The organism is Neobacillus sp. GCM10023253 (assembly GCF_042653105.1).
GTDB classification, from domain to species: Bacteria; Bacillota; Bacilli; order Bacillales; family Cytobacillaceae; genus Neobacillus; species Neobacillus citreus.
Genome location: NZ_JBHSHV010000006.1, coordinates 340822 through 360959 on the forward strand (window position 1 = coordinate 340822; position 20138 = coordinate 360959).

Here is a 20138-nt window from a genome sequence, read left to right on the forward strand (position 1 = left end):
TTAAACCCGTTTTTCACGAATGGATGAGAATAATCCTTCTGGTTTAATCACAAGCACAATAATAACGATTAAGATTGGAATTATTTCTCGTGATATGCTCCCGAACAAGCCACCCGTAATGCTTTGTACAACTCCCAATAATAAACATCCGAAATAGATCCCTTTTGGATTATTAAGTCCCCCAAGTACGGCACCAATTAGTGCAACCATAAACGGGGTGCCCATTAAGTTATGGGTTAAAAGCAATTTGGGAGCCGCAATTAAACCAGTGATACCCCCAATAAATCCAGACAAAATAGCTGTAATCATTACAATCTTGCCAACCGAGATTCCGATTGATAAAGCATGGGATTGATTACTTTTAATGGCCCGTATCCCGACTCCCCAAGAGGACTTCATGACAAAAAGATGCAGCAAAATGGCAACGAATGCTGTAATTACAAAGATTACTGCATCCCAGGAACTTATGATTCCTAAATTCATTTGTGGAATTGGAGCTTTTGGAAATGGATGGTCTTGTGTACTTAAACCTACTGTTAATATAGGAAAAATGATATACATAGAAGCCGTTCCAATCGTAGAGATAATGGAACCATGTTTTAATAACGGTAATACTAAGATTCTCGTGATAAGAACGGTGAATAGTACTGTAAGCAAAATAATTTCAATCGCGGTAAGCAAGTAAGAGGTGTGAAACCATTCCATTGTAATGATCCCGACGTACATGGAAAAAGTGATTGTCTCCCCAATTGCAAAATTAACTACACCAGTTGTCATAAATAATGTGCTAATCGCAAAACCAATCAAGGCATAAATGGAACCGTATATAAGACCATCTATAATTAGCTGTAACATTTGTTTATCATACCTCCTTATATATATGTTAGCCCCAGATGTTTTACCAACTGGGGCTATTTCCACTAGCGTCCAAACACTTTCTTTTCATCAGGAAGGTACTTGGCCTCCAACTCGCTAATGATTGGCATTCCAAGGAATTGAACTAAGCTTGTATGATGCGTTTGTTCTACTGGCATGTTTCTCATGGTTTTGGTTTCTGCAATATGTTTCACTGCTCTAGTTGCTGCTGCATGTGCTGCATTCACTGTTGCTAAAGCAAAATGAGCAATCTTTGGACCGATAAATTCGATTTCTTCAAATGTCAATTGCTCCAACCATCCTACAATTACAAGTGATACTGGACAATCAACACTTTTTACAAATTCCCTTAATTGTTCTTTTGTCTTAAAGGCTTTTGAAATGGGCTGGACAAGATCGGCTCCAGCCTCACGATACAATTTAGCCCTTCTAATTGCTTCCTCAGGATTTGTTGCATCTGTTCTTGCGATGATTACCGTATCTTGATTCAACCTGCCTTCAGCAGCTGCTCTTATCTTTCCTACCGCTTCTTCAATTGGTAAGATACTGTTAGTATCATCTACACAGATTGGGCATCTTTTCGGACTGATCTGGTCTTCAATAATAACACCAGCAGCACCAGCCCGCTCAAATTCTTGTACCGATCTAATAATGCTTACCGCATTACCGTAGCCTGTATCGATGTCGGCAATGACCGGTTTGTTTACTACGGCACAAGCATTGTGCACCACATATACATTATCTGATCTAGTATAAAGCTCCACATCAGGCAGACCTAATTGATGAGCAGAGATGGCAAATCCACTTGTTAAAATGCCATCAATTTGCTCCGTTTGATCAGCAATTTTCGCCATTAGAGCATCCCCAGCCCCAATGGTTGTAAAAATTGAACTTTCGCTTAGTCTCCTTCTTAATTCCTGTCCCGTAGCTGCCATTTTAACTCTCCTTCTTTTTTTTAATTTTCTTCTGGCTCGAATAAACCATTTTTTAGAATAATAATAGATTCGGTCGTTTGCCCACGTCGTGCTTTTTCACCTTCATCTAATTTTCCAAACGAAATGGGATCTCCTATTTTCTGATCAAAACTCTTGATTTTCTCTGTCGCCTTAAGAAGGGCTTCTGGTGTAAAGTCATTACCAACCTTTTTAGCAGCTTCGATGAACACTAAGGCTGCGGAAGTACCCATTAACGAATTGCTAGATGGATTCGATAATTTATATTTTTCATGTAAGTCACGTACCCATTTCATGTTATCAGCAGTAATAGGATAATAACTGCTGCAGCTGATAATACCCTCTCCGTTTTTACCCACTAACTTAATCCACTCTGGACTATTTAACCCAGATGGACCTAAGAGTGCAGGTTTGAAATTCTCATCCGCAGCTGAATTCACAAATGATGCCGCCTGGCTTCCTAATGCATATAAGATAACGGCATCCGGTTTTGCTTCTTTGATTCTGTGAAGCTGTGTAGACATCTCACTCGCTTTTGGTTCAAATGTTTCGACAGCAACAAACTCTAATCCTAATGACTTCATCTTTTCTTGAGAAAATTTAAACGCAGGCTCACCCCAGCTGTCGTTTTGATAAACGAACGCAATTCTTTTGGCCTTGAGCTTTTTCACTGCATATTCTACCAATGTTGGTCCTTCCACAGATTGTGGTGCAGGTAAAGCAAATAATGATTTTTGCGGAGGGTTGGAGATCGCATCAGAGATGCTTAATGCACCAATAACCGGAAAATTCTTAGGATTCAGATATTTTGCGGCGGATTTTAATCCTTCCGTCCCTAAACTACCTACAATAGCAACAGCCTTTTCGTTATCAACCAAATACCTTGTATTAGCTAGATGTTTGGCTGGATCATACGCATCATCCATTGGAATAAACTTAATTGGCCGACCATTTATTCCACCTTCATCATTTGCGTTGTTGACAACAGCTTGTATCCCATCTGCTACATCTTTCCCCATGTACCCCAATGTACCTGATAAAGGAAGAGAAGCCCCAATGACGATAGGTTTTTTATCTGACCCTGACTCCTTACTTGATGTCGCTGATGTGGAAGAACTGCCCGTATTTCTATCTGCACAGCCAACTAAAAAGATGAACAAAAAGCAGATATAAAATAAATACTTTGTTGATTTTCTTATCATGGTATTACCCCCTATTATTAATGAAAGGATGTTTACAAATTAACCATTTTTGATGACATTTGAGGATAACCTATTGGAGCGTAAGTATTTGATAATTCCTCCATGCTTAACCATTTCCTTAGTCTTTTGAGGAATGGGCAAGCATTTTATGGATACTCCACTATTTTCATTTTTGATTACTTCATGATCCCAATCCAAAGTGAGTGTATCCCATCTTGACACATTCCTTAAGATTGAAGGACATTCAATCAAAGGAAACCCGTTGGTAGTCTCCCCACGATAGAAACCAGGTGCAAATGATTCTGCAATGACTCCACTAATTCCCAAAGCTCTCAAGGCTATAAATGCAGGATAGTGAGGGTGACCATAACCAAAATTTTCACCGCCTATAATGAGATCACCTGGTTTCACTTTATTTGCAAATTCAGAATCATAATCTTTCATACAAACAGATTTTAAGATTTCTATATCTTTTATTTTAATATTAGATACACCTACAATTAAATCGATATCAAAATTAGGTTCGGTGAATATCCATGCTGCTCTACCTTTTATGACCGGAAGCATAATGTTCCTCCTTCCATGTTTTTAGAAAAATTCCCTTGGGTCAGTAATTTTTCCATAGATTGCTGACGCTGCAATGGTATAGGGGCTTGCAGTATAAATATTTGCTTTCGTACTCCCCATTCTGCCAGGAATATTTAAGGTACCCGTTGATAGCGCATTTTCTCCGTCTGCTAAAGCACCTAATCGCCCCACACAAAAATCACAGCTTGGAAAACTAACTAGAGCTCCCGCCTCAATTAAATGTGCAGTTATTCCCATCTTCGAAATCTCCGCCTGTATTTCCGTTGAAGTAGGTACAGCATTTAAACGAAAACCGTCCACTACTTTCCTTCCTTTTAGAATGGAAACAGCTTGTTCGAAATCTTTGACTCTTCCGCTTGCACATGAACCAATATAACCTGAGTGGATTGGAATACCCAATACATCGGTGATAGGAACAGTATTTGCAGAAGATGGTGGAACTACAATTACAGGTTCTATGTCTGTTAAATTAATTTGGACTATTTTTTCATATTGGGCATCTCGATCTGGAACTACTTCTTGGTATCCAGGTAAACCTCGTTCATGAAAGTAATTGTAAACCCTTTCATCCGTTTCCATAATGGAGGAAATTCCGCCTAGAAACATCGCTTGATTACATAGAGTCATTCGTTCATCCATATCAAGAGACCTTAAACCCTTACCACCATATTCAATCATACAGGCTCTTGCACCCGCCGGTCCGATCCGTTGAACAATTGTATGAAAGACATCTCTAGCAGTAACTCCAGGCTGCAGACTTCCTTCCAGTTCAATACGGACTGTACCCGGTACAACTAAAGATACTTGTTCGGTAGCTATTGCTTCAATCATACTATTTCTAATGCCAATCCCAAGACAACCTAGAGCCCCAACGGTGCTGATATGGCCATCAAAATGAACCACGAACTGATTTGGGCGGGCATACCCCATTTCCATAATAACTTGATGACCAATTCCTCTACCTTCAACAAGTCTGATTCCATTTTCTCTTGCAAACCGCCTTGTTCCTTGATGTAATTCCTGTTCTTTTGCTGTAGAGGCTGGAACAAAATGATCAATGAAAAAAATATATTTTTCTTTGTTGGTAACCCTATTAATCCCTAATTCTCTTAATTGTTCTTCATATTTGTCGATGTATCCTGGATAATCATAGGCGGTGATGATATCAGGTGAAAATAGGGCTTCATCACCTGCATTGACTGATCTTCTAAGATTATTTGATAAAATTTTTTCAACAACTGTCTTTCCCATACATTTCTCCTTTCCTTTTTCTCGAAAGATTACTAGATAAAAGCCAATGCCGCTGATCAAGATGATTTTTCCGAACCAAGTCATTGACCCGATTCATTTAATAATCCAAGTATATCCTTCGATTGTTTTATCAGTCAATACAGAAAATTTTTTATATTTTTAATATTTTGCCTTTAAAATATATTAAAATATTTAATAAATAGTTCTTATACTTGTGGATTCAGTTATACTTCCTCTTATCGTATTGAAATTATTTTTTAAAGATAAGAAAAATTCTTGCAATTTGACCAACCCGAGTCATTGACCTAGGTTGATTTAAGTTATTCTTTCATGTAAAATCATTTGTAAATTTAATAATCTTCAAATATTACTTGATTTTTATGGTTTTAATAGAATTCTTCACCCTAGTTCATCTCATTCATCCAAAAAATCAAAATGAAAAATTATATATATGAAAGGAGAAAATTTAATGACAAAAAAAATGACATCACGCCAATTGAAAGCCCTTGAAACAAAAAAAGCCATTTTTGAATCCGCACTAAAACTTTTCAAGGAAAAAGGGTACGATAATGTATTTATAGAGGATATTACTTCAGGTGCAGGAACATCAAAAGGCTCTTTTTATACCTATTTCAAATCTAAAGATGAGGTTTTTATAGAGTATTATAAAAATATTGATGATTTATATGAGAAGTTCTATTTAGAAATAAAACAAAAGCTACCTCCACAAGAAAAACTAATCTATGTATTAACCGAAGGTATTAAGCATTTAGAAAAATTAGGTTCAGAGGTTTTAACTATTGTTTTACTAAATCAACTCTCTCAAAAGGATACTGCCCCATTTGTTGTGAATGAGGAGAGGACAATCAATAGGATTGTTAAGGAAATTATTGAGGAGGGTCAGGAAGTTAATATATTCCGCAGCGATCTGACTTCCAATGAGTTGACTTTTTTGGTCCTGCAATATTATAAAGGTATTTTTCTTGATTGGTGTTTACTGAAAGGTGATTTTAATTTCTTAAGTGTCGGAGAGAACGGGCTAAGGTGTCTTATAAATGGTATGAAGGTTTTTTAATATAGAAAGCGATTACAACAGATCTTAGTATCCACTCTTTTTAACCTGGAAGTTATTAATATATGAATAGCTAGGAGTGAAAAGTGAAATGTTTAAAATTATCTCCACCTCTCCGACATTCGGAAAATATTCTAAAGAGCCGATTGAATTATTAAGAAGAAATGATTGTGAAATCATCTTTTTATCTAGGCAGCAAAATCCATCCTTTAATAATGAATTTCTTTCTGCACTAAATGATGCTGATGGATTAATTCTTGGCTTTGAAAAAATAACGGAAGAAATACTTTCTTACGCCCCAAAATTAAAAATCATAGCAAAGCATGGAGCAGGTGTAGATAATATTGATATTTCAGCCGCACAAAAAAGAGGAATTGTGGTAGCAAATGCACCAGGGGCTAACCGCCATGCAGTTGCAGACTTTGTTTTCGGGCTCATGCTTTCCCTTTCAAGAAGGATTAATGAATCAAGCCTTGTAGTCAAAAATGGAAACTGGATAAATATTATAGGAAACGATATTTACGGTAAAACATTAGGTGTTATTGGGACTGGAAAAATAGGGAAAGAAGTAATACGCAGAGCAAAAGGTTTTAATATGAATATTATTGCTTTTGACCTTTATCCTGACCGAACGCTTGAGCAATTAAATTTAGTGAAATATGTACCATTTAAAGAAATCATCCAATCTGCTGATTTTATTACCATTCATACCGATTTCAATAATAAATCCGCTTCCATGATAGGTAAGAACGAGTTTGATCTAATGAAAAATGAGGCATTTTTAATCAATACTGCTAGAGGCGGGATTGTTGATGAGGATGCTTTGTATGAAGCACTTCATTTTAATAAAATTAAAGGTGCTGCCCTAGACGTTTTTGAAGTGGAACCTATAGGAAAAAACAAACTGTTAGAGTTAGATAACTTCATCGCTACTCCACACATAGCGGGTTATTCGGAAGAGGCATTGGTGGAGGTTGGTTTCATTACTGCAAGAAATATTATGAATGTTCTAACTGGTTTAAATTCTGAATATGAGGTAAAAGTTTAAAATAATGCTACGAAACAAACTAAGAAACTATTTTTCATTTAAAATGTCTTGAATTACTCATTTTGACCCAGTTATTCAACATACTTAATAAACCGAATCAGCAGCTTCCCAAAAAGGTGCTGCTGATTCGGTTTTATTTTGAAAAAATATCCTTTAGTTGGCACCGGCAAAGTACCTTAAACTAATTGTCAACCTCTTTCTTTAGGTGAATTATCTTTTAGTGCAGTATCCATTTTGATTTTATCAAAAAGATGGCCATTCAATTGACCTAGTGTCAGTTCTACTAACCACACATTATGATCAGCATATTCGTGACTTCTTGATGCCCCGAAACGATTTGGATAAATGGCCAAGACTTCCTGACTTATCGATTAGGGTTTTGAAGCTTTTGTCTTTCTTTCCATTCCATATATTTTTCTCGAAGACATGATGCACATGGCCTGAATCCTGCTGCAATCGCGGTCTCCTCGTCTGCAAAAAACACGCGATTCTGTATATAGCCCCCTTTGGCAATCGCCCGTAATGCCGCCGGGCAATCCATACGTCCGTAGACTTTTGTTTTCCTGTGGCCGCCGTATGTACCTGGAATATTACTCTGATAAGGTTTCTTATCCGGACCTAGAAGTGTATATGTTTTTTCTTGCTGCCAGCTTTTTTGATTTTCCTCATTGTTATCTAGCATTTGTGATCCCCCTTCAACTTTACAAATATCCAAATCTAGTTTAATTTGATTCGATTAAATCAATTTTGTTTACATAATATAATTATTGTTTCTATCCGTTTGAATTTGTCTATATATTTATATTTCCACCAACCTAAATGAATAATTAATGTAAATAATTATTTAGTAAACTATTGATTGAGTGATTTATTTCATTTATGTTAGGATTTTCCACCACTTTCGTATCGTTAATGCTATATTTCCTTTTTAGTTGAATAATTCTTTCTATACTTTCATTTAATCTTTGTTCGGAAATTTCCCCATTTTGAACAGCAGTTTTTAGAGAGGAGGTAATCTTTACAACATTATTGTAATCATGTCCTACTAAAATAATATCACTTCCTGCCTTTACAGATTCTACCGCTGCTTTGCCAATATCAAAATGTTCTGTAATGGCCCCCATTGTCATATCGTCCGTTATGATTACTCCCCTGAAACTAAGTTGTTTTCTAAGAAGATCCGTCATGATAGCTTTTGACATGGACGCTGGATTGGTTTTATCCAATTCAGGCAATAAGATATGTGCGACCATCACAACATCTGCTCCATCATCAATCGCACGTTCAAACGGAATTAACTCTAGTTCTTTAAGTTCCTTAAGGCTTTTATTTACAATTGGAAGATCTAGGTGGGAATCAACCGATGTATCTCCATGTCCAGGAAAATGCTTAATTGAAGGGATGACGTTTTGCGACTGAATCCCTTTCATCGTTTGAATTCCAAGTTCGCTTACTATTTCTGAATTGTTACCAAATGATCGATCCCCGATCACAGGGTTATTTGGATTGCTGTTAATATCCAGAACAGGTGCAAAATCGAGATTTAAACCAAATTCTTTTAATTCTTGACCTAAAAGTGTTCCGACTTTATAAGAAAACTCAGGATCATATACCTGTCCAATCTGACCATTTGGTGGAAAGTTAGCAAGTCCACCCGGCAATCTGGTCACACGTCCCCCCTCTTGGTCAACACTTAAAAAAAGCGGTAGATTCGAACTATTTTCAGCCTTCAGCTGATTCACAAGTTGAACGGTTTGTTCAGGGGTTTCAAAATTATTTTTGAAAAAAATAATTCCTCCTACATGGAATTGGCTTATTAATTTTTGGGCGTTTGGATCCATTGTGGTCCCGGAAATCCCAGCAAGAATCATCTGCCCTATTTTTTCATCTAAACTCATGTTAGAAATTACTTTTGAAATGGTTTGATTTTCTTGTTGATTTGATGTTTCTTCAATCTGTGTAAAGAGTGAGATATGGTCAACTTTAGGATCTGGTTCCTGCTCTGTTGTTTTAGGCAAAACCCATAATAAATCAGTGGACGTGTTTGCATGATAGACAAGTATCATTTGGTCATGAGTTGAATCTTTATAATATCGAATATCATCGGGTTCTCCACCCGTTTTCTTAATTTCATTTAAGGTGATCTTTTGCAGTTCTGAGTCATAAGACCGGATATCATTCACAGTGTTACCGGCATAGCCGATTGTAGAATGATGACTTTTGTATTCCTCATACCTGCCTTTAGCAGTTTCCGAAACATTGTCTGGTTTTCCCCACTCTTTATTTACTTCCTTCCATCCTGTTTTACCAGAGACAAAAGGAATGTTCGGAACCTTACTTTCCTTTGATAAGGAAAAGGTTTCGTCTATTAATTTCTCATTTGAATTCTGATTATCCTTTTTAGTATCGGATGGCTTCGTTATAATTGTGCCTTCTTTGCCTGGTGTCTGTTCGCTATCATTTTCTTTGATTGCATAATAAACTCCAATGATTAAGGCAAACATTAAAAGTAGAATCGTAAAAATCCGCAGCTTGTTTCGAGAATCCCTTTTTCTTTTCATTTTCCAATTCCCCTTTCTACCTTTTCATAACCCCTTTATAATAGGGTTCTTTAACTCACAGTTAGAATGAATATGAAGTTTTGAACTAACTATTCTTATTCCATTAAAGCACGTGATTATAAAAAAATAAGAGGTTGATATATATTAGTCATGACTAGTATATGTCAACCTCTATTGTATACTACTCTTATGAATTAGGTCTTGTATCACCGTTTTGCCGAATTTTATTATAACATCTTTAACCTGAATTTACTGTTTGGAAATGTGTGCGTTAGCAATATGTTAGCATTTATTAAAAACGTTGAACAAAAAGGTGATGAATCCTAATTGATTCATCACCTTTTTTATAGTTCTTATATTGTCACAGATGCTTTTAACCAGTGGTTTTCTATTGGAATTCCTGCATCTTTAATGGTACGGAAGACTGGACAACGTAAATCTATTGCCTCTTTTAGTTCATCTATTCTGTCCTGAGACTCAGATGTTTCAACAGTGGCTTTAATGACCACCTTTTCAAAATATGGTTTTACCTCTAAATCCCCCATTAAACCGCTAATATCAAGATCGCCTTCAACCTCAAATGAAATTCTTTGAAGGTCAAAGTTCATTTCTTTCGCAATGATTTGTGCCATTACGTTTTCACAGCCAATAAGTGAGGCTAGAAAAGTTGAAAGAGGGTCAATCGCAGAATCTTGTCCGCCCATTGTTACCGGTTCATCAATGGCAATTTTATGCTTGCCTGCAACGGAATCTGTCCTCATGCCATTTCCAATTCCTTGTACTTTTACTGACATTTGTTGTCTCATATTTTCATCCTTTCTTAAACACTTACCGTTTCTCGAAGTTTTTTAGCAGCAACTGTCATGACTTTTAATTTTTCAAAAGCAATTTCATCACTATTCATTGGTCGTTGTGCAAAGGTACCAAAACCACAATCTGGATTTAAAAAGATTTCAGCATCAGGCAGAATCGCCCTTACTTCTTCTACCCGTGCGACAATATCGTCAACAGATTCAAGCGTAACTGTTCTTGGATTTATTACACCAAATCCTAATGATTTTCTGCCAATGCTCTTAATCGCATCAAGTTCACCTGCTCTTGGTGTTGCAAATTCAAGAGCTAACTGGTCTACATTTGCCTGTTCAAGATAAGGTATTAATGGAAAATACGGACCACGAAGTAAAATTTCATCGTCAGTACTCCAATTCCCACGGCAAATATGAATGCCAATGGTGGTACCTCTTCCTAACATTCCATCGGTAACTTGATTAATTAAATCTAAAGCAAACGATAACTCCTCTTCTGCATCCGCTTTTGCAGTCAGCGCACCGCACATGAAGGTTCTGTTTGCATTCTTTTGCGTAAACACCACTTCTGTTAAGACAGGCTCATCAAATTGTACAAAATCTACTCCTGCAGCAATGAGGTCTTCCAACTCTTCACGCAGTACCTTGACAATATCAACAGCCAAATCCTCTTTTGTCGGGTATGCATCAACTGATAGTCCTTCCACCCACATCGACCTCGTTAACAGATAAGGACCGGGTAACGTCACTTTAATCGCTTTGTCAGTATGTTGTTTTAAAAATAAAAAGTCGTTTAATGCCAGTGGTTTCTTGCGGCTAATCTTGCCTATTGCAGCCGGATTAGACATTGAAAAAGCCGGAACATCTAATGTTCCTAGAATTTCTTCAAAACTCGATTTATCTTCTACATAATCTAGTAATTCAGAAACACTTAACATGCGAACATTATTCAAATGTTCAGCGACAAAGGAAATATAATTATCTCTCCGCTGCTCACCATCAGAAACAATATCAATGCCTGCTTCTTCCTGCCATTTCAAACATTGTAATACAGCTTGATTGGCAACGTTTTGAAATTCTTCTTCACACATTCGACCTGCCCGTAAATCTCTCATGGCCCGTAGTACTTCTTTCGAACGCGGCCAACTGCCAATGACGGTGGTAGGAAACTTCGGTAACATCATATTGACCTCCTCAATAGACAATCATAAATTCTATTCTAATCTTGACTGATTGTTTGATAGTTTGATAGATAGGAGATCTTTCGAGCGTATTTTCCCACAGTTTTTCTAAATCATCTTCTGAATGTGGTGAAGAGACGTAAAAACTCCCTTTTATCTCTTGAATTCTCGGACTGCCTTCATCTTCTATTTCCAGGTGGTATAAAACATTTTCTAACCCTGCTTTAATAGACACCTCTAATTGGTCGATTTCAATCTTTCTTCTTGAGGCCTGTGCCTTAAAGCCAACCGTTAAATCTGAGGCAAGCGCACCTAGCAGGTAATCGATTGCACTTGGTGCTTCTACTTTTGAACCAAAATCGGCAGGTTGACCGACCACAAACGTGTGGTTTCGTGAATGAACTTTTGCCTTTAATGCTTTTTCAGCCTTCACACGGACGTTCCATTTATATCCTTTTGCAGCTTCTAAGTCCGCCTCTAATTCTTCTTGTTTTCCGCCTTTTCGTATGAAATATCTCGTTGTCCCATCACCCGGCTCCGAATTTAGAAATTCATGATTAACCATCCGGCACCAAGCAGGTAAATCATCTGCAACCGTGCGCTCACGGCTGCGAACCTCGAGGATTTCTCCTGCAAATAAAGGATCCATTGCTTTTTTAATAATAAGCAATAGACCAGAACCGCAATCTAAATCTCCACCATCACAAACTCTTTTTGGGTTCTCCACAATAATCACCTAATTCCACAGCGAAATATCAAACTTGCTTTCATTATTAATAGGTTATAGACGCAGCGCCTTGCGTTAAGAATTCAACAACTTTTGCTCCGCCCACAATCGTAGCACCTTCAATTAAATCTTCTTCGGTTAAATTACGCTTTTTGTAACAAGGGCTGCATACCCAAACGCTACCACCAGCTTCTATGAATTGGTCCATAAGTTGTTTTAACGGTGCAAATCCTTCTTCATGAATATCATCAGCATAGCCTTTAGAGCCTAAGTAAGCGCCTTCAACATTTAAAAAGACAACCGTTTCTTGACCTGATGCAACAGCCGCATTGGCTACAACAAAACCCACGGTCGCTTTATCCTGATCGTTTTTTGCATTTGTTAAACTTACTAAGAATTTTCCAGACATTATAGTTCCTCCTAATAATCTATTAATATTTAAAAGGCTATTTCAGCCTTTTTTAATAAAGTAATGACTAATTTTCCCATTATCCTCCCGCTGCAATAAATGGTGCTTTTGCAATCGACACCATGCCGGAATATCCTCTCGTGCACCAGGGTCATAGGAGATGACTTCAATGATTTCTCCACTATTCATCTTTTTCATTGTTAGAAACAAATTCATAATTAACTCTCCGCAGCCTGTTGGACCCGCATCATATGTCAATAGTGGTATATATGGCTGTCCCATTTTTTTCTTTCCCTTCCAACTATATTAAACTATTTGCTTTTTTAACCTTCTCATTTATTATAGATTGGTTATTTTTCCTATATACACTTTTAATATCGATTAAATAAATCAGATTCAATCTATTTTATCAATACAAAGACCAAAAAGCTGATTACACCAGTAAAAAAAGGACTACTCCCTATTTATAGGAAGTAGTCCTTAATTGTGAACACTTTTTTACAATTACGAGGAAGCCTCCTTTTACTTTTTTACAGCATCCTTTTCTCGATTAATTCCCGCCCTCTAGAATCAAGTTTTCAGTATTCTTCTCCTTCCACGATTTTTGCAAAGTCATTCAGTGTAGTTGAATACTTCACATAAATCCGTGGCAAAAGGTAAAGCTCGTCCTTAACCCCCTTTTTAGAAGAGGCCTCAGTTTTTTTCTTTCTCTGGCCATGCCCATAGATATTGTAATTCAGTATAATCTTCGCATAAATTAATTAAAAATATCCCGCTTACTAATCATAGATGTGGCAAATCGCCACATGACCTTTGGTTTGGTCAGCCATTGGATTTTTGCATCATTGGCTTGATTTTCGAGCACTTTCACGGCAAGGAATTTCGTTACTGGTTCGACCTTATCTCCCAAGATGTTGAAGATTTTCCGGTTGTCTTTATCAAGCGATTTTCGCAGAAAATCCGTCGCTACCATTCCTGGACTTAACGTACCCACTTTTATATTTGTCTTCTTGGCCTCAATCGCCAACGAGCGGGTGAAATAGCTTACGGCACTTTTTGATGTCCCATAAAGTGTCATCTTTTCGCGCATCATTCCATTGCTACCGAAGCCCTCCATGTTAAAAATTTGGCCGGAACCTTGTTTTAGCATATGATTAAAGGCAACATGGCAGCCATTCATAACACCTTTAAGGTTCGTGCTAATCACTTTATCATATTCCTCTTCGGCCATTTCCCAAAAATACTTTCGCTCCTGATCAATTCCTGCATTATTAATCCAAATATCAACAGTTCCAAAATGTTTTTCGGCATAAATCCACAATTGTTCTAATTCGTCTCGATTATCGGCTCTTGCTGCATATCCTTCAACAGTATCAGGATTTATCTTTCTTAAGCTTTGCAATGATCGCTCAACACTTTCCTGGGATTGTCCGTTTATCGTTACCCTGCATCCCGCCAGTAAAAATTCCCGGGCGAGTCCATAACCAATTCCTCTTGTACTTCCAGTGATGACAACATGCTTCATGTTCTCGCCAACTCCATTTCCATGAAAAAAATCGATTATCTTCATTATAAATCTTTTTTTCAGTGGACATATGCTGCTTGAAGTGATATTTATTTAGATTTCGTGAAAATTACTCCCTGTCATTTATCACCTATCTATGCGCTCCGATACTTGATAATATTTGCAGTTCGGGCTCATATAACCTTTCTATGCGCCCCAACGCTTGTTTAAATCTGCGGTTTGGGCTCATATAACCTTTCTATACGCCCCAAAGCTTGATTAAATCTGTGGTCCGGGCTCATATAACCTTTCTATGCGCCCCAACGCTTGTTTAAATCTGCGGTTCGGGCTCATATAACCTTTCTATGCGCCTCAATGATTGATTAAATCTGCGGTTCGGGCTCATATAACCTTTCTATGCGCCCCATTGATTGATTAAATCTGTGGTCCGGGCTCATATAACCTTTAGATCAGAATGATATCATGTACCCATTTTTTATTTTCCGATAATAATTGGGCTTATTTATCAGAATCAAAATGTTCTTTCCCCCGTCAGTATAAATGAGGTGAAAATAAAATGAAAAAATTCAAACGGTTCTTGCAGGCTGTCCTTTGTATATTGTTGATCGGGTCGGTATTTTATTTTGATCAGGAGAACACATTCGCTAAGGACAATTATATTGTGATAAAGAAAGGAGACACATTATATAGCATTTCGAAAAAATACCATATTTCCGTTGGAGATTTAAAGGAATACAACCAACTAACTAGCAACAAGATTATTGCCGGCCAAAAGTTAATGATTCCAGATTTTGAACAAACCAAACCATTATATGTTGTCGTCGCTGGTTCATTTAGCAAGAAAACGAATGCAGATAAGCGAGTTGCTTTTTTGAAAAAGAAAGGAATTGACGCGATCGTCGTTAAAAAAGTCATGAATGGTAAAAACTTTTATCGTGTTCAAGCGGGTGTATTTTCCAAGAAATCCAATGCGGAGAAAATGAAGAAGAAAGTAAAGGATATCGGGATAAAAGATGCTTTTCTTTTATCTGAGAAGCCACTTCATATAAACGGAATCACACTAGGAACTTCTTACAATCAGCTTCTTCAAAAATTCGGGCAGCCAACCAAAACAGAGGATGATAAGAATACTAGGTCGCTTTATTATCAAAACGAAGGTCCCGGTGTCCGGATAAACTTTTATGCAGCCAATGATTCCATTGAACAGCTGCAGGTATACCCAGAATTTTTAACAACTACTTCCATCCCCACTGACAAGAACAAAATCCTCGATACTTATGGAAACCCAAATGAAGTAAAGATCGTTACCTGCTATGAAAGTGCTAGTTGTGAACAAATGATTTATACATTTAATAAAAGCCAATTGATTGTTCAGATTGACCGTGATGGTAAGACCGTGCAATATTTGGATTTACGAAAAACTAAATAATAAAATTTAACTGAACGGCGTTCACTCTTCTCTTGGCATTTAGATGTTTCAACTTGAATCCGTTCATTACAGTCATATCTTATTAAAGGATTCAGTAAAAATTACTGAGTCCTTTCTTACTTCCCGAATTGGTATGAATAGCTTCAATTGCTTTTCGAAAGGTCTATAGATGTAACAATCCCAATCCGGCCACTGTTGGTATTAATAACTTCCAATATTCAACAATAGCCAATTCTACTTTTAATGAATCAAATAAACAAATGTTGATCCAATTATAAGCATGATTAACAAAAATACTCCGTTCCACCGTAACCCAACGGAAAGGCTAGATTTCCCTAATAATCTACTTACAAGTAAATTAATAGGATTAATTGGACTTAATACGGAAGATAAAGACCAGGACAGCATCAACAATAATGCCAGTACCTCGGGTCGTGTTCCGAGCATATTCGCGTCCATTTGTGTGACCAGGGCTGAAACGACGACTAATTGATGAACCCCAATAAAGGTAAGGACCAGGATCGTTCCGGCAACAACGAGGATAAAAAGCAAAAAAGAAATGGAAGCTGTATGAGTTAGGAAAAGTTTAATACTGTCAGCCGCAGCTGTTCCAGTCAATGCTTTAGAAAAAAGGCCAGCGCTGATAAATAAAACAATCTCATTTTTCATATTAACAACAGATGTATTTTTAAAAATAACAAACTGTTCTGTAAAATCCCTCCATTTCCCTTTCGCTACAGCCCAAAGAACAGGAAAGGTAATTGCTACTAAGCTCACTAAAAACAACATTGACCACTTAGTTAAAAATTCAAGGAGGAATGTCATTCCAATGATCAGAGAAAACAGTCCGGCTAAATTAAGCATATTTCTTTGATGACTTTTACCTTGTTGGACATCAAAATATTGTTCTTCACTAGGTGTCACAAAGGGTCTTATGACCTGACTATCTTTTCTGCGTTTTAACCAAATCCAAAATAATAAATTCCCGGTCACTAGCTGGATAATGGCAAGCGTAAATCCTAACGGTATGTAATGCAAAATAGGAACTTTTAGTTGATAAAGAACCAGGGCAACCGATGCGTAATAGGGAGACCATAAGATCACAGATGAAAACCCCACCAGATAGGATTTTGCAAGTATTTCAGGGGCAAGTTTAAAACTTCCAATCAGTTCATGCAGGATTCGAATGGTACCAATATTCAATACCGGTCCTAGGCAAAACAATAAGATCGAAATGCTGCCAAATAATCTTCTTAATTGATGAGCTAATTTCTCTACAAAAAATTGTATGGAATGATAATAACCGCCGAGTTTTATAGGAATTGTTAACAGAGGAACCAATATAATAAGACTTAATAAAGGAAGGTAGGAAAGTAAGCCTTTCACTGTCCCCTCAATCGCTGCACCTTTATATATATTTATAAAAAATCCAAACATAAACATACAAATACTAAAATAACGAGGAAGAGGCTCGGCTTGTTTAAGGTTGGATAAAAAAACAACGATGGTGAAGGATGCGAGGAAATAATCAAAGATATTGGAATGGGTAAAATTGTGAAGAATATAGAGCAAACACATGGCAAGGATCAGTAAACTTTTCACTTGTATATTTTCTTTTGCTCTAGGCATTAACCTGGTTTCCAACAATTTTTTCAACTCCGTCAAATAAAATTTCTTTTTCATCACCGCGACTAAGGAAATGAATCACCGATAATAGGGATAGCCCCCATTAGGAACACTTGGAAGTTTGGGCTGCTTATTAAATGGGGACTATTATATTTTTTGAAAGAACCTATTTTTGGGTGCGGAGCATCAACTATCCTATCTCTTGCCCTTATGGCGGATTCTCAACTCTTTTACTTAGTTGGCGCTTTAGTTGATACTTTTACATTCTTCTCCATCACGGTCAATAATGGATCGATACTATTTTCAGGAATGCTCTCCCAATCGATAATCGCGTCAAGCCATTCATTTACGCTCTTATCAAAAATGGCCGTATCATCCTCCAAGTGTAAGTATCGTTGAAAATAATGGATAAATAGATATAATTTTCGATAACCGCCGTTCGACGAAAGCTGAAATTCTGCTTCTTGGAGCAGCAGGCTTGCCGTAAAAAGATGATACATACGGTTCATAAACCGTTTCGCGGAAATTTCTTGTTCAGGTGATCTTCCCTGGACAATTTGCTCTACTTGTTCTTTGAATTTTTCCATTTTCCATTGGCAAAGTTCTGCTGCACGTTGCACATAAGCATTCTTTAAACCTGACAGCCGCTTTTCCAAATCACTAATAAATGCCCTTCCGCCATCATCCTTGTGAATGGCTCTTAACACATCCAAAGCCACGATATTAGTTGTTCCTTCCCAAATGGAGCCGACATGGGCATCTCGAACGAGCTTTGGATTTACCCATTCTTCAATGTAGCCATTGCCCCCGCGAATTTCCATTGCCTCTGCAGTTACATATCGTGCCTGTTTGCAAACAGTCCCTTTTAGCAAAGGGGTTAAAATCCGTAGCAATTTTTTCGATTCTTCTTGATTACCCTCTGCCTGATCAAAGATATGGGCTGTGTAAAAAATGGCCGATGAGGCTGCCTCCGTCATAAGGAGCAGTTCAAACAGGCTCTCTCTCATTAAAGGCAAATCAATTAGGGCCTGACCAAATGCCTTTCTTCCTCTTACTGTCACCAGCGCCTCTGTAAAACTTCGTCTCATCATGGCTGCAGAACGGACGGCATTGGAAAGCCGGGAGGAATTGACCATCGACATCATTTGTTTAAAGCCACTGTCAAGATTTCCGATGACATAACCAACCGCCCCTTCAAAAGTAACTTCTCCGGAGGCCATATCCCTTGTTCCTAGCTTATCTTTTAACCGGTTGATTCGAAATCGATTTCGCTCACCGTTTTCCAGTTTTTTAGGTACTAAAAACATGGCCAGACCTTTGGTACCAGCACTCGCTCCTTCCGGACGTGCCAGCACCAGTGCAACATCAGCAGATACGTTAGAACAAAACCATTTATCCCCCCAAAGCTCCCAATGGTCACCCGCCTTTTTAGCTGTTACAGTGTTGGAACCTACATCTGACCCGCCTTGCTTTTCTGTCATGAATTGCGCACCAGTCCAAAGTTCACTTGGATCGGTACTGAGCATTCGAGGTAAGTATTTTTTCTTTATTTCAGGACTTGCATATTGTTCAATGACTCGGGCAGCTGAATCTGTCATACTCATTGGGCAGCAAAGTCCAAACTCGGATTGCGCAAATAGATACCAAAATGCATATTTTAACACTCTCGAAAAAGGAGTCGGCCACCCCATCACACCTGGTCGATGGGACATGGCTACTAGCCCAAATTCACCATAACCGATTTCCTCCATTCGATGATAGGCCGGGTGATATTTTACAATATCAACTCTCTCCCCTTGTCGATTGTAAGGGACTAATACCGGAGGATGTTGGTCCGCATCACGGGATAAGTCATCTAACTCAGTACCTGCCACGTCCCCTAATTTTGATAATAGTGGAAGTGCTTTTTCATATTCATCCTTCGAAACATAGAAACGCATTAATAAATCTAAGTTTGGATCATCAAGGAAAAAATTAAGTCCCTCCGTCTCTGGCATTCCCCCAAGCTTAGGTTCCAGGCTTAGTAAATGATTATTCTTCAAGAATAAAACCTCCCTTAACCTCGATATTCCGTATGTTCTTCGATATAATCGAACAATTGCTGTCCGAAACTTTCTTTTCTTCCCACTTCAATTTCTTCTACAATATGGGCGACTAATCCGACAGCCCGTGCAGCAACCGCAAACGATTTGACAATCCGATAATCAATCCCCATGTCGGCCATAATGGCGCCAATGGCACCAACAGCATTTAGGGTAACCGTCTTTCCTTTTTTCTCGCAGAATTGTCTATGAATCTCATTAAGAAGCTTTGAGTTCTTTCCGTTGAAGCCTAGGTCTTCAGCAATCGCAAATAATCGGGTTGTTCGTGGATCTTCGGGTTTATGAACGGGATGTCCAAATCCGGGAAGCTGCTTTCCGCTTTCCTGCCTCTCATTAATGACAAGAGAGGCGATTTCTTGCAGATCTCTTTCCTCTCCATATTTTTGATAGGCATCCTGAAGCATTTCTGCAACATATTCCATTGCCCCAAGATAAACAGTTCCCGCACCAAGCAACCCTGCCGCAACGGCTGATTGAACAGATTCGGGTGCTCCTAAATAAGTGAGCCTTGTTGAAATAGAGCTTGGAGTATACCCATGCTCGCAGATGGCTACTAATAGTGCGTTAAGCATCTTGGATTCATTTTCTGTCGGTTTCCGATGCATCGCTCCGAGAAATGCCATATCAGCCAGAGTAATTTTTCCGATTAAATCTTCTGTTAGGTCATAACCGTGAACAAAAATTCGATCACTGGTTGATTTACCAATTTTCGTTTGAAATTCCATTGTTAGCTATACCTCCAAAATTTTATATTTTTGAAGCACATTAGCATGTTTTTAACT

General features: G+C 37.9%; 19 protein-coding genes. 3 read left to right on the forward strand and 16 right to left on the reverse strand.

Annotation, left to right across the window (positions count from 1 at the left end; translation table 11 throughout):
* From ACFPA1_RS08975 to ACFPA1_RS08995, 5 genes are all read right to left on the reverse strand, one after another.
* Positions 1 to 855: a branched-chain amino acid ABC transporter permease gene (locus ACFPA1_RS08975; RefSeq protein ID WP_378582148.1), complete on the reverse strand. Its 855-nt coding sequence runs from the start codon at positions 853 to 855 to the stop codon at positions 1 to 3.
* A 65-nt stretch (positions 856 to 920) separates the two neighbouring features.
* A complete protein-coding gene (locus tag ACFPA1_RS08980; RefSeq protein WP_378582149.1) occupies positions 921 to 1811 on the reverse strand; it encodes an isocitrate lyase/PEP mutase family protein in 891 nt (296 codons plus the stop codon).
* 20 nt (positions 1812 to 1831) lie between these two features.
* Complete coding sequence (locus tag ACFPA1_RS08985) at positions 1832 to 3031, reverse strand: ABC transporter substrate-binding protein (RefSeq protein ID WP_378582151.1); 1200 nt, start codon at positions 3029 to 3031, stop codon at positions 1832 to 1834.
* 39 nt (positions 3032 to 3070) lie between these two features.
* Positions 3071 to 3598 carry a 3-isopropylmalate dehydratase gene (locus tag ACFPA1_RS08990; protein ID WP_378582153.1) on the reverse strand — a complete coding sequence of 176 codons (528 nt, stop codon included), beginning with the start codon at positions 3596 to 3598 and terminating at the stop codon, positions 3071 to 3073.
* A gap of 21 nt (positions 3599 to 3619) precedes the next feature.
* The gene (locus tag ACFPA1_RS08995) at positions 3620 to 4870 is read right to left on the reverse strand and encodes a 3-isopropylmalate dehydratase large subunit (RefSeq protein WP_378582155.1); all 1251 of its coding nucleotides are present in this window, start codon (positions 4868 to 4870) and stop codon (positions 3620 to 3622) included.
* Between the two features lie 469 nt (positions 4871 to 5339).
* On the opposite strand from ACFPA1_RS08995, the gene ACFPA1_RS09000 reads away from it, so the two are divergent.
* Positions 5340 to 5945 (forward strand): TetR/AcrR family transcriptional regulator, encoded by a 606-nt coding sequence (locus tag ACFPA1_RS09000; RefSeq protein WP_378582157.1) that lies wholly within the window; start codon positions 5340 to 5342, stop codon positions 5943 to 5945.
* Positions 5946 to 6033: 88 nt separating this feature from the next.
* Positions 6034 to 6990, forward strand: a complete 957-nt coding sequence (locus ACFPA1_RS09005) for a phosphoglycerate dehydrogenase (RefSeq protein WP_378582159.1) — start codon at positions 6034 to 6036, stop codon at positions 6988 to 6990.
* Between the two features lie 364 nt (positions 6991 to 7354).
* On the opposite strand, the gene ACFPA1_RS09010 is transcribed toward ACFPA1_RS09005, so the two are convergent.
* The 8 genes from ACFPA1_RS09010 to ACFPA1_RS09045 all read right to left on the reverse strand — a co-directional run bounded on the left by ACFPA1_RS09010 (position 7355) and on the right by ACFPA1_RS09045 (position 14244).
* Positions 7355 to 7672: an Ada metal-binding domain-containing protein gene (locus tag ACFPA1_RS09010; RefSeq protein ID WP_378582161.1), complete on the reverse strand. Its 318-nt coding sequence runs from the start codon at positions 7670 to 7672 to the stop codon at positions 7355 to 7357.
* 145 nt (positions 7673 to 7817) lie between these two features.
* The gene (gene nagZ / locus ACFPA1_RS09015; protein WP_378582163.1) at positions 7818 to 9551 is read right to left on the reverse strand and encodes a beta-N-acetylhexosaminidase; all 1734 of its coding nucleotides are present in this window, start codon (positions 9549 to 9551) and stop codon (positions 7818 to 7820) included.
* A gap of 353 nt (positions 9552 to 9904) precedes the next feature.
* Positions 9905 to 10357, reverse strand: coding sequence for an OsmC family protein (locus ACFPA1_RS09020; protein ID WP_378582165.1), 453 nt, complete (start codon positions 10355 to 10357; stop codon positions 9905 to 9907).
* 14 nt (positions 10358 to 10371) lie between these two features.
* A complete protein-coding gene (locus tag ACFPA1_RS09025) occupies positions 10372 to 11541 on the reverse strand; it encodes a vitamin-B12 independent methionine synthase (protein WP_378582167.1) in 1170 nt (389 codons plus the stop codon).
* Between the two features lie 10 nt (positions 11542 to 11551).
* Positions 11552 to 12265: a sulfurtransferase TusA family protein gene (locus tag ACFPA1_RS09030; protein WP_378582169.1), complete on the reverse strand. Its 714-nt coding sequence runs from the start codon at positions 12263 to 12265 to the stop codon at positions 11552 to 11554.
* A 46-nt stretch (positions 12266 to 12311) separates the two neighbouring features.
* A complete protein-coding gene (locus tag ACFPA1_RS09035) occupies positions 12312 to 12674 on the reverse strand; it encodes a DsrE family protein (RefSeq protein ID WP_213145750.1) in 363 nt (120 codons plus the stop codon).
* Between the two features lie 42 nt (positions 12675 to 12716).
* Positions 12717 to 12956 (reverse strand): sulfurtransferase TusA family protein, encoded by a 240-nt coding sequence (locus tag ACFPA1_RS09040; RefSeq protein ID WP_213145749.1) that lies wholly within the window; start codon positions 12954 to 12956, stop codon positions 12717 to 12719.
* 475 nt (positions 12957 to 13431) lie between these two features.
* A complete protein-coding gene (locus ACFPA1_RS09045) occupies positions 13432 to 14244 on the reverse strand; it encodes an SDR family oxidoreductase (RefSeq protein ID WP_378582172.1) in 813 nt (270 codons plus the stop codon).
* A gap of 511 nt (positions 14245 to 14755) precedes the next feature.
* On the opposite strand from ACFPA1_RS09045, the gene ACFPA1_RS09050 reads away from it, so the two are divergent.
* Entirely contained in the window at positions 14756 to 15628 is an 873-nt protein-coding gene (locus ACFPA1_RS09050; protein WP_378582173.1) for a LysM peptidoglycan-binding domain-containing protein, read from the forward strand.
* Between the two features lie 240 nt (positions 15629 to 15868).
* Here the strand turns inward: ACFPA1_RS09050 and ACFPA1_RS09055 are convergent, their stop codons facing one another.
* The 3 genes from ACFPA1_RS09055 to ACFPA1_RS09065 all read right to left on the reverse strand — a co-directional run bounded on the left by ACFPA1_RS09055 (position 15869) and on the right by ACFPA1_RS09065 (position 20081).
* A complete protein-coding gene (locus ACFPA1_RS09055; protein WP_378582175.1) occupies positions 15869 to 17275 on the reverse strand; it encodes a hypothetical protein in 1407 nt (468 codons plus the stop codon).
* Between the two features lie 209 nt (positions 17276 to 17484).
* Complete coding sequence (locus ACFPA1_RS09060; RefSeq protein WP_378582177.1) at positions 17485 to 19296, reverse strand: acyl-CoA dehydrogenase family protein; 1812 nt, start codon at positions 19294 to 19296, stop codon at positions 17485 to 17487.
* 14 nt (positions 19297 to 19310) lie between these two features.
* Positions 19311 to 20081 carry a citryl-CoA lyase gene (locus ACFPA1_RS09065; RefSeq protein WP_378582179.1) on the reverse strand — a complete coding sequence of 257 codons (771 nt, stop codon included), beginning with the start codon at positions 20079 to 20081 and terminating at the stop codon, positions 19311 to 19313.
* Between the last annotated feature and the right edge of the window lie 57 nt (positions 20082 to 20138).

Excerpts from the sequence above, each read along its gene's own strand:
- ACFPA1_RS09010 (WP_378582161.1), bottom strand. The coding sequence starts at position 7,672 with ATGCTAGATAACAATGAGGAAAATCAAAAAAGCTGGCAGCAAGAAAAA.
- ACFPA1_RS09025 (WP_378582167.1), bottom strand. The coding sequence starts at position 11,541 with ATGATGTTACCGAAGTTTCCTACCACCGTCATTGGCAGTTGGCCGCGT.
- ACFPA1_RS09000 (WP_378582157.1), top strand. The coding sequence starts at position 5,340 with ATGACAAAAAAAATGACATCACGCCAATTGAAAGCCCTTGAAACAAAA.
- ACFPA1_RS09045 (WP_378582172.1), bottom strand. The coding sequence starts at position 14,244 with ATGAAGATAATCGATTTTTTTCATGGAAATGGAGTTGGCGAGAACATG.
- ACFPA1_RS09040 (WP_213145749.1), bottom strand. The coding sequence starts at position 12,956 with ATGGGACAGCCATATATACCACTATTGACATATGATGCGGGTCCAACA.
- ACFPA1_RS09035 (WP_213145750.1), bottom strand. The coding sequence starts at position 12,674 with ATGTCTGGAAAATTCTTAGTAAGTTTAACAAATGCAAAAAACGATCAG.
- ACFPA1_RS08985 (WP_378582151.1), bottom strand. The coding sequence starts at position 3,031 with ATGATAAGAAAATCAACAAAGTATTTATTTTATATCTGCTTTTTGTTC.
- ACFPA1_RS08995 (WP_378582155.1), bottom strand. The coding sequence starts at position 4,870 with ATGGGAAAGACAGTTGTTGAAAAAATTTTATCAAATAATCTTAGAAGA.
- ACFPA1_RS09020 (WP_378582165.1), bottom strand. The coding sequence starts at position 10,357 with ATGAGACAACAAATGTCAGTAAAAGTACAAGGAATTGGAAATGGCATG.
- nagZ (WP_378582163.1), bottom strand. The coding sequence starts at position 9,551 with ATGAAAAGAAAAAGGGATTCTCGAAACAAGCTGCGGATTTTTACGATT.
- ACFPA1_RS09050 (WP_378582173.1), top strand. The coding sequence starts at position 14,756 with ATGAAAAAATTCAAACGGTTCTTGCAGGCTGTCCTTTGTATATTGTTG.
- ACFPA1_RS09005 (WP_378582159.1), top strand. The coding sequence starts at position 6,034 with ATGTTTAAAATTATCTCCACCTCTCCGACATTCGGAAAATATTCTAAA.
- ACFPA1_RS08990 (WP_378582153.1), bottom strand. The coding sequence starts at position 3,598 with ATGCTTCCGGTCATAAAAGGTAGAGCAGCATGGATATTCACCGAACCT.
- ACFPA1_RS09065 (WP_378582179.1), bottom strand. The coding sequence starts at position 20,081 with ATGGAATTTCAAACGAAAATTGGTAAATCAACCAGTGATCGAATTTTT.
- ACFPA1_RS08980 (WP_378582149.1), bottom strand. The coding sequence starts at position 1,811 with ATGGCAGCTACGGGACAGGAATTAAGAAGGAGACTAAGCGAAAGTTCA.
- ACFPA1_RS08975 (WP_378582148.1), bottom strand. The coding sequence starts at position 855 with ATGTTACAGCTAATTATAGATGGTCTTATATACGGTTCCATTTATGCC.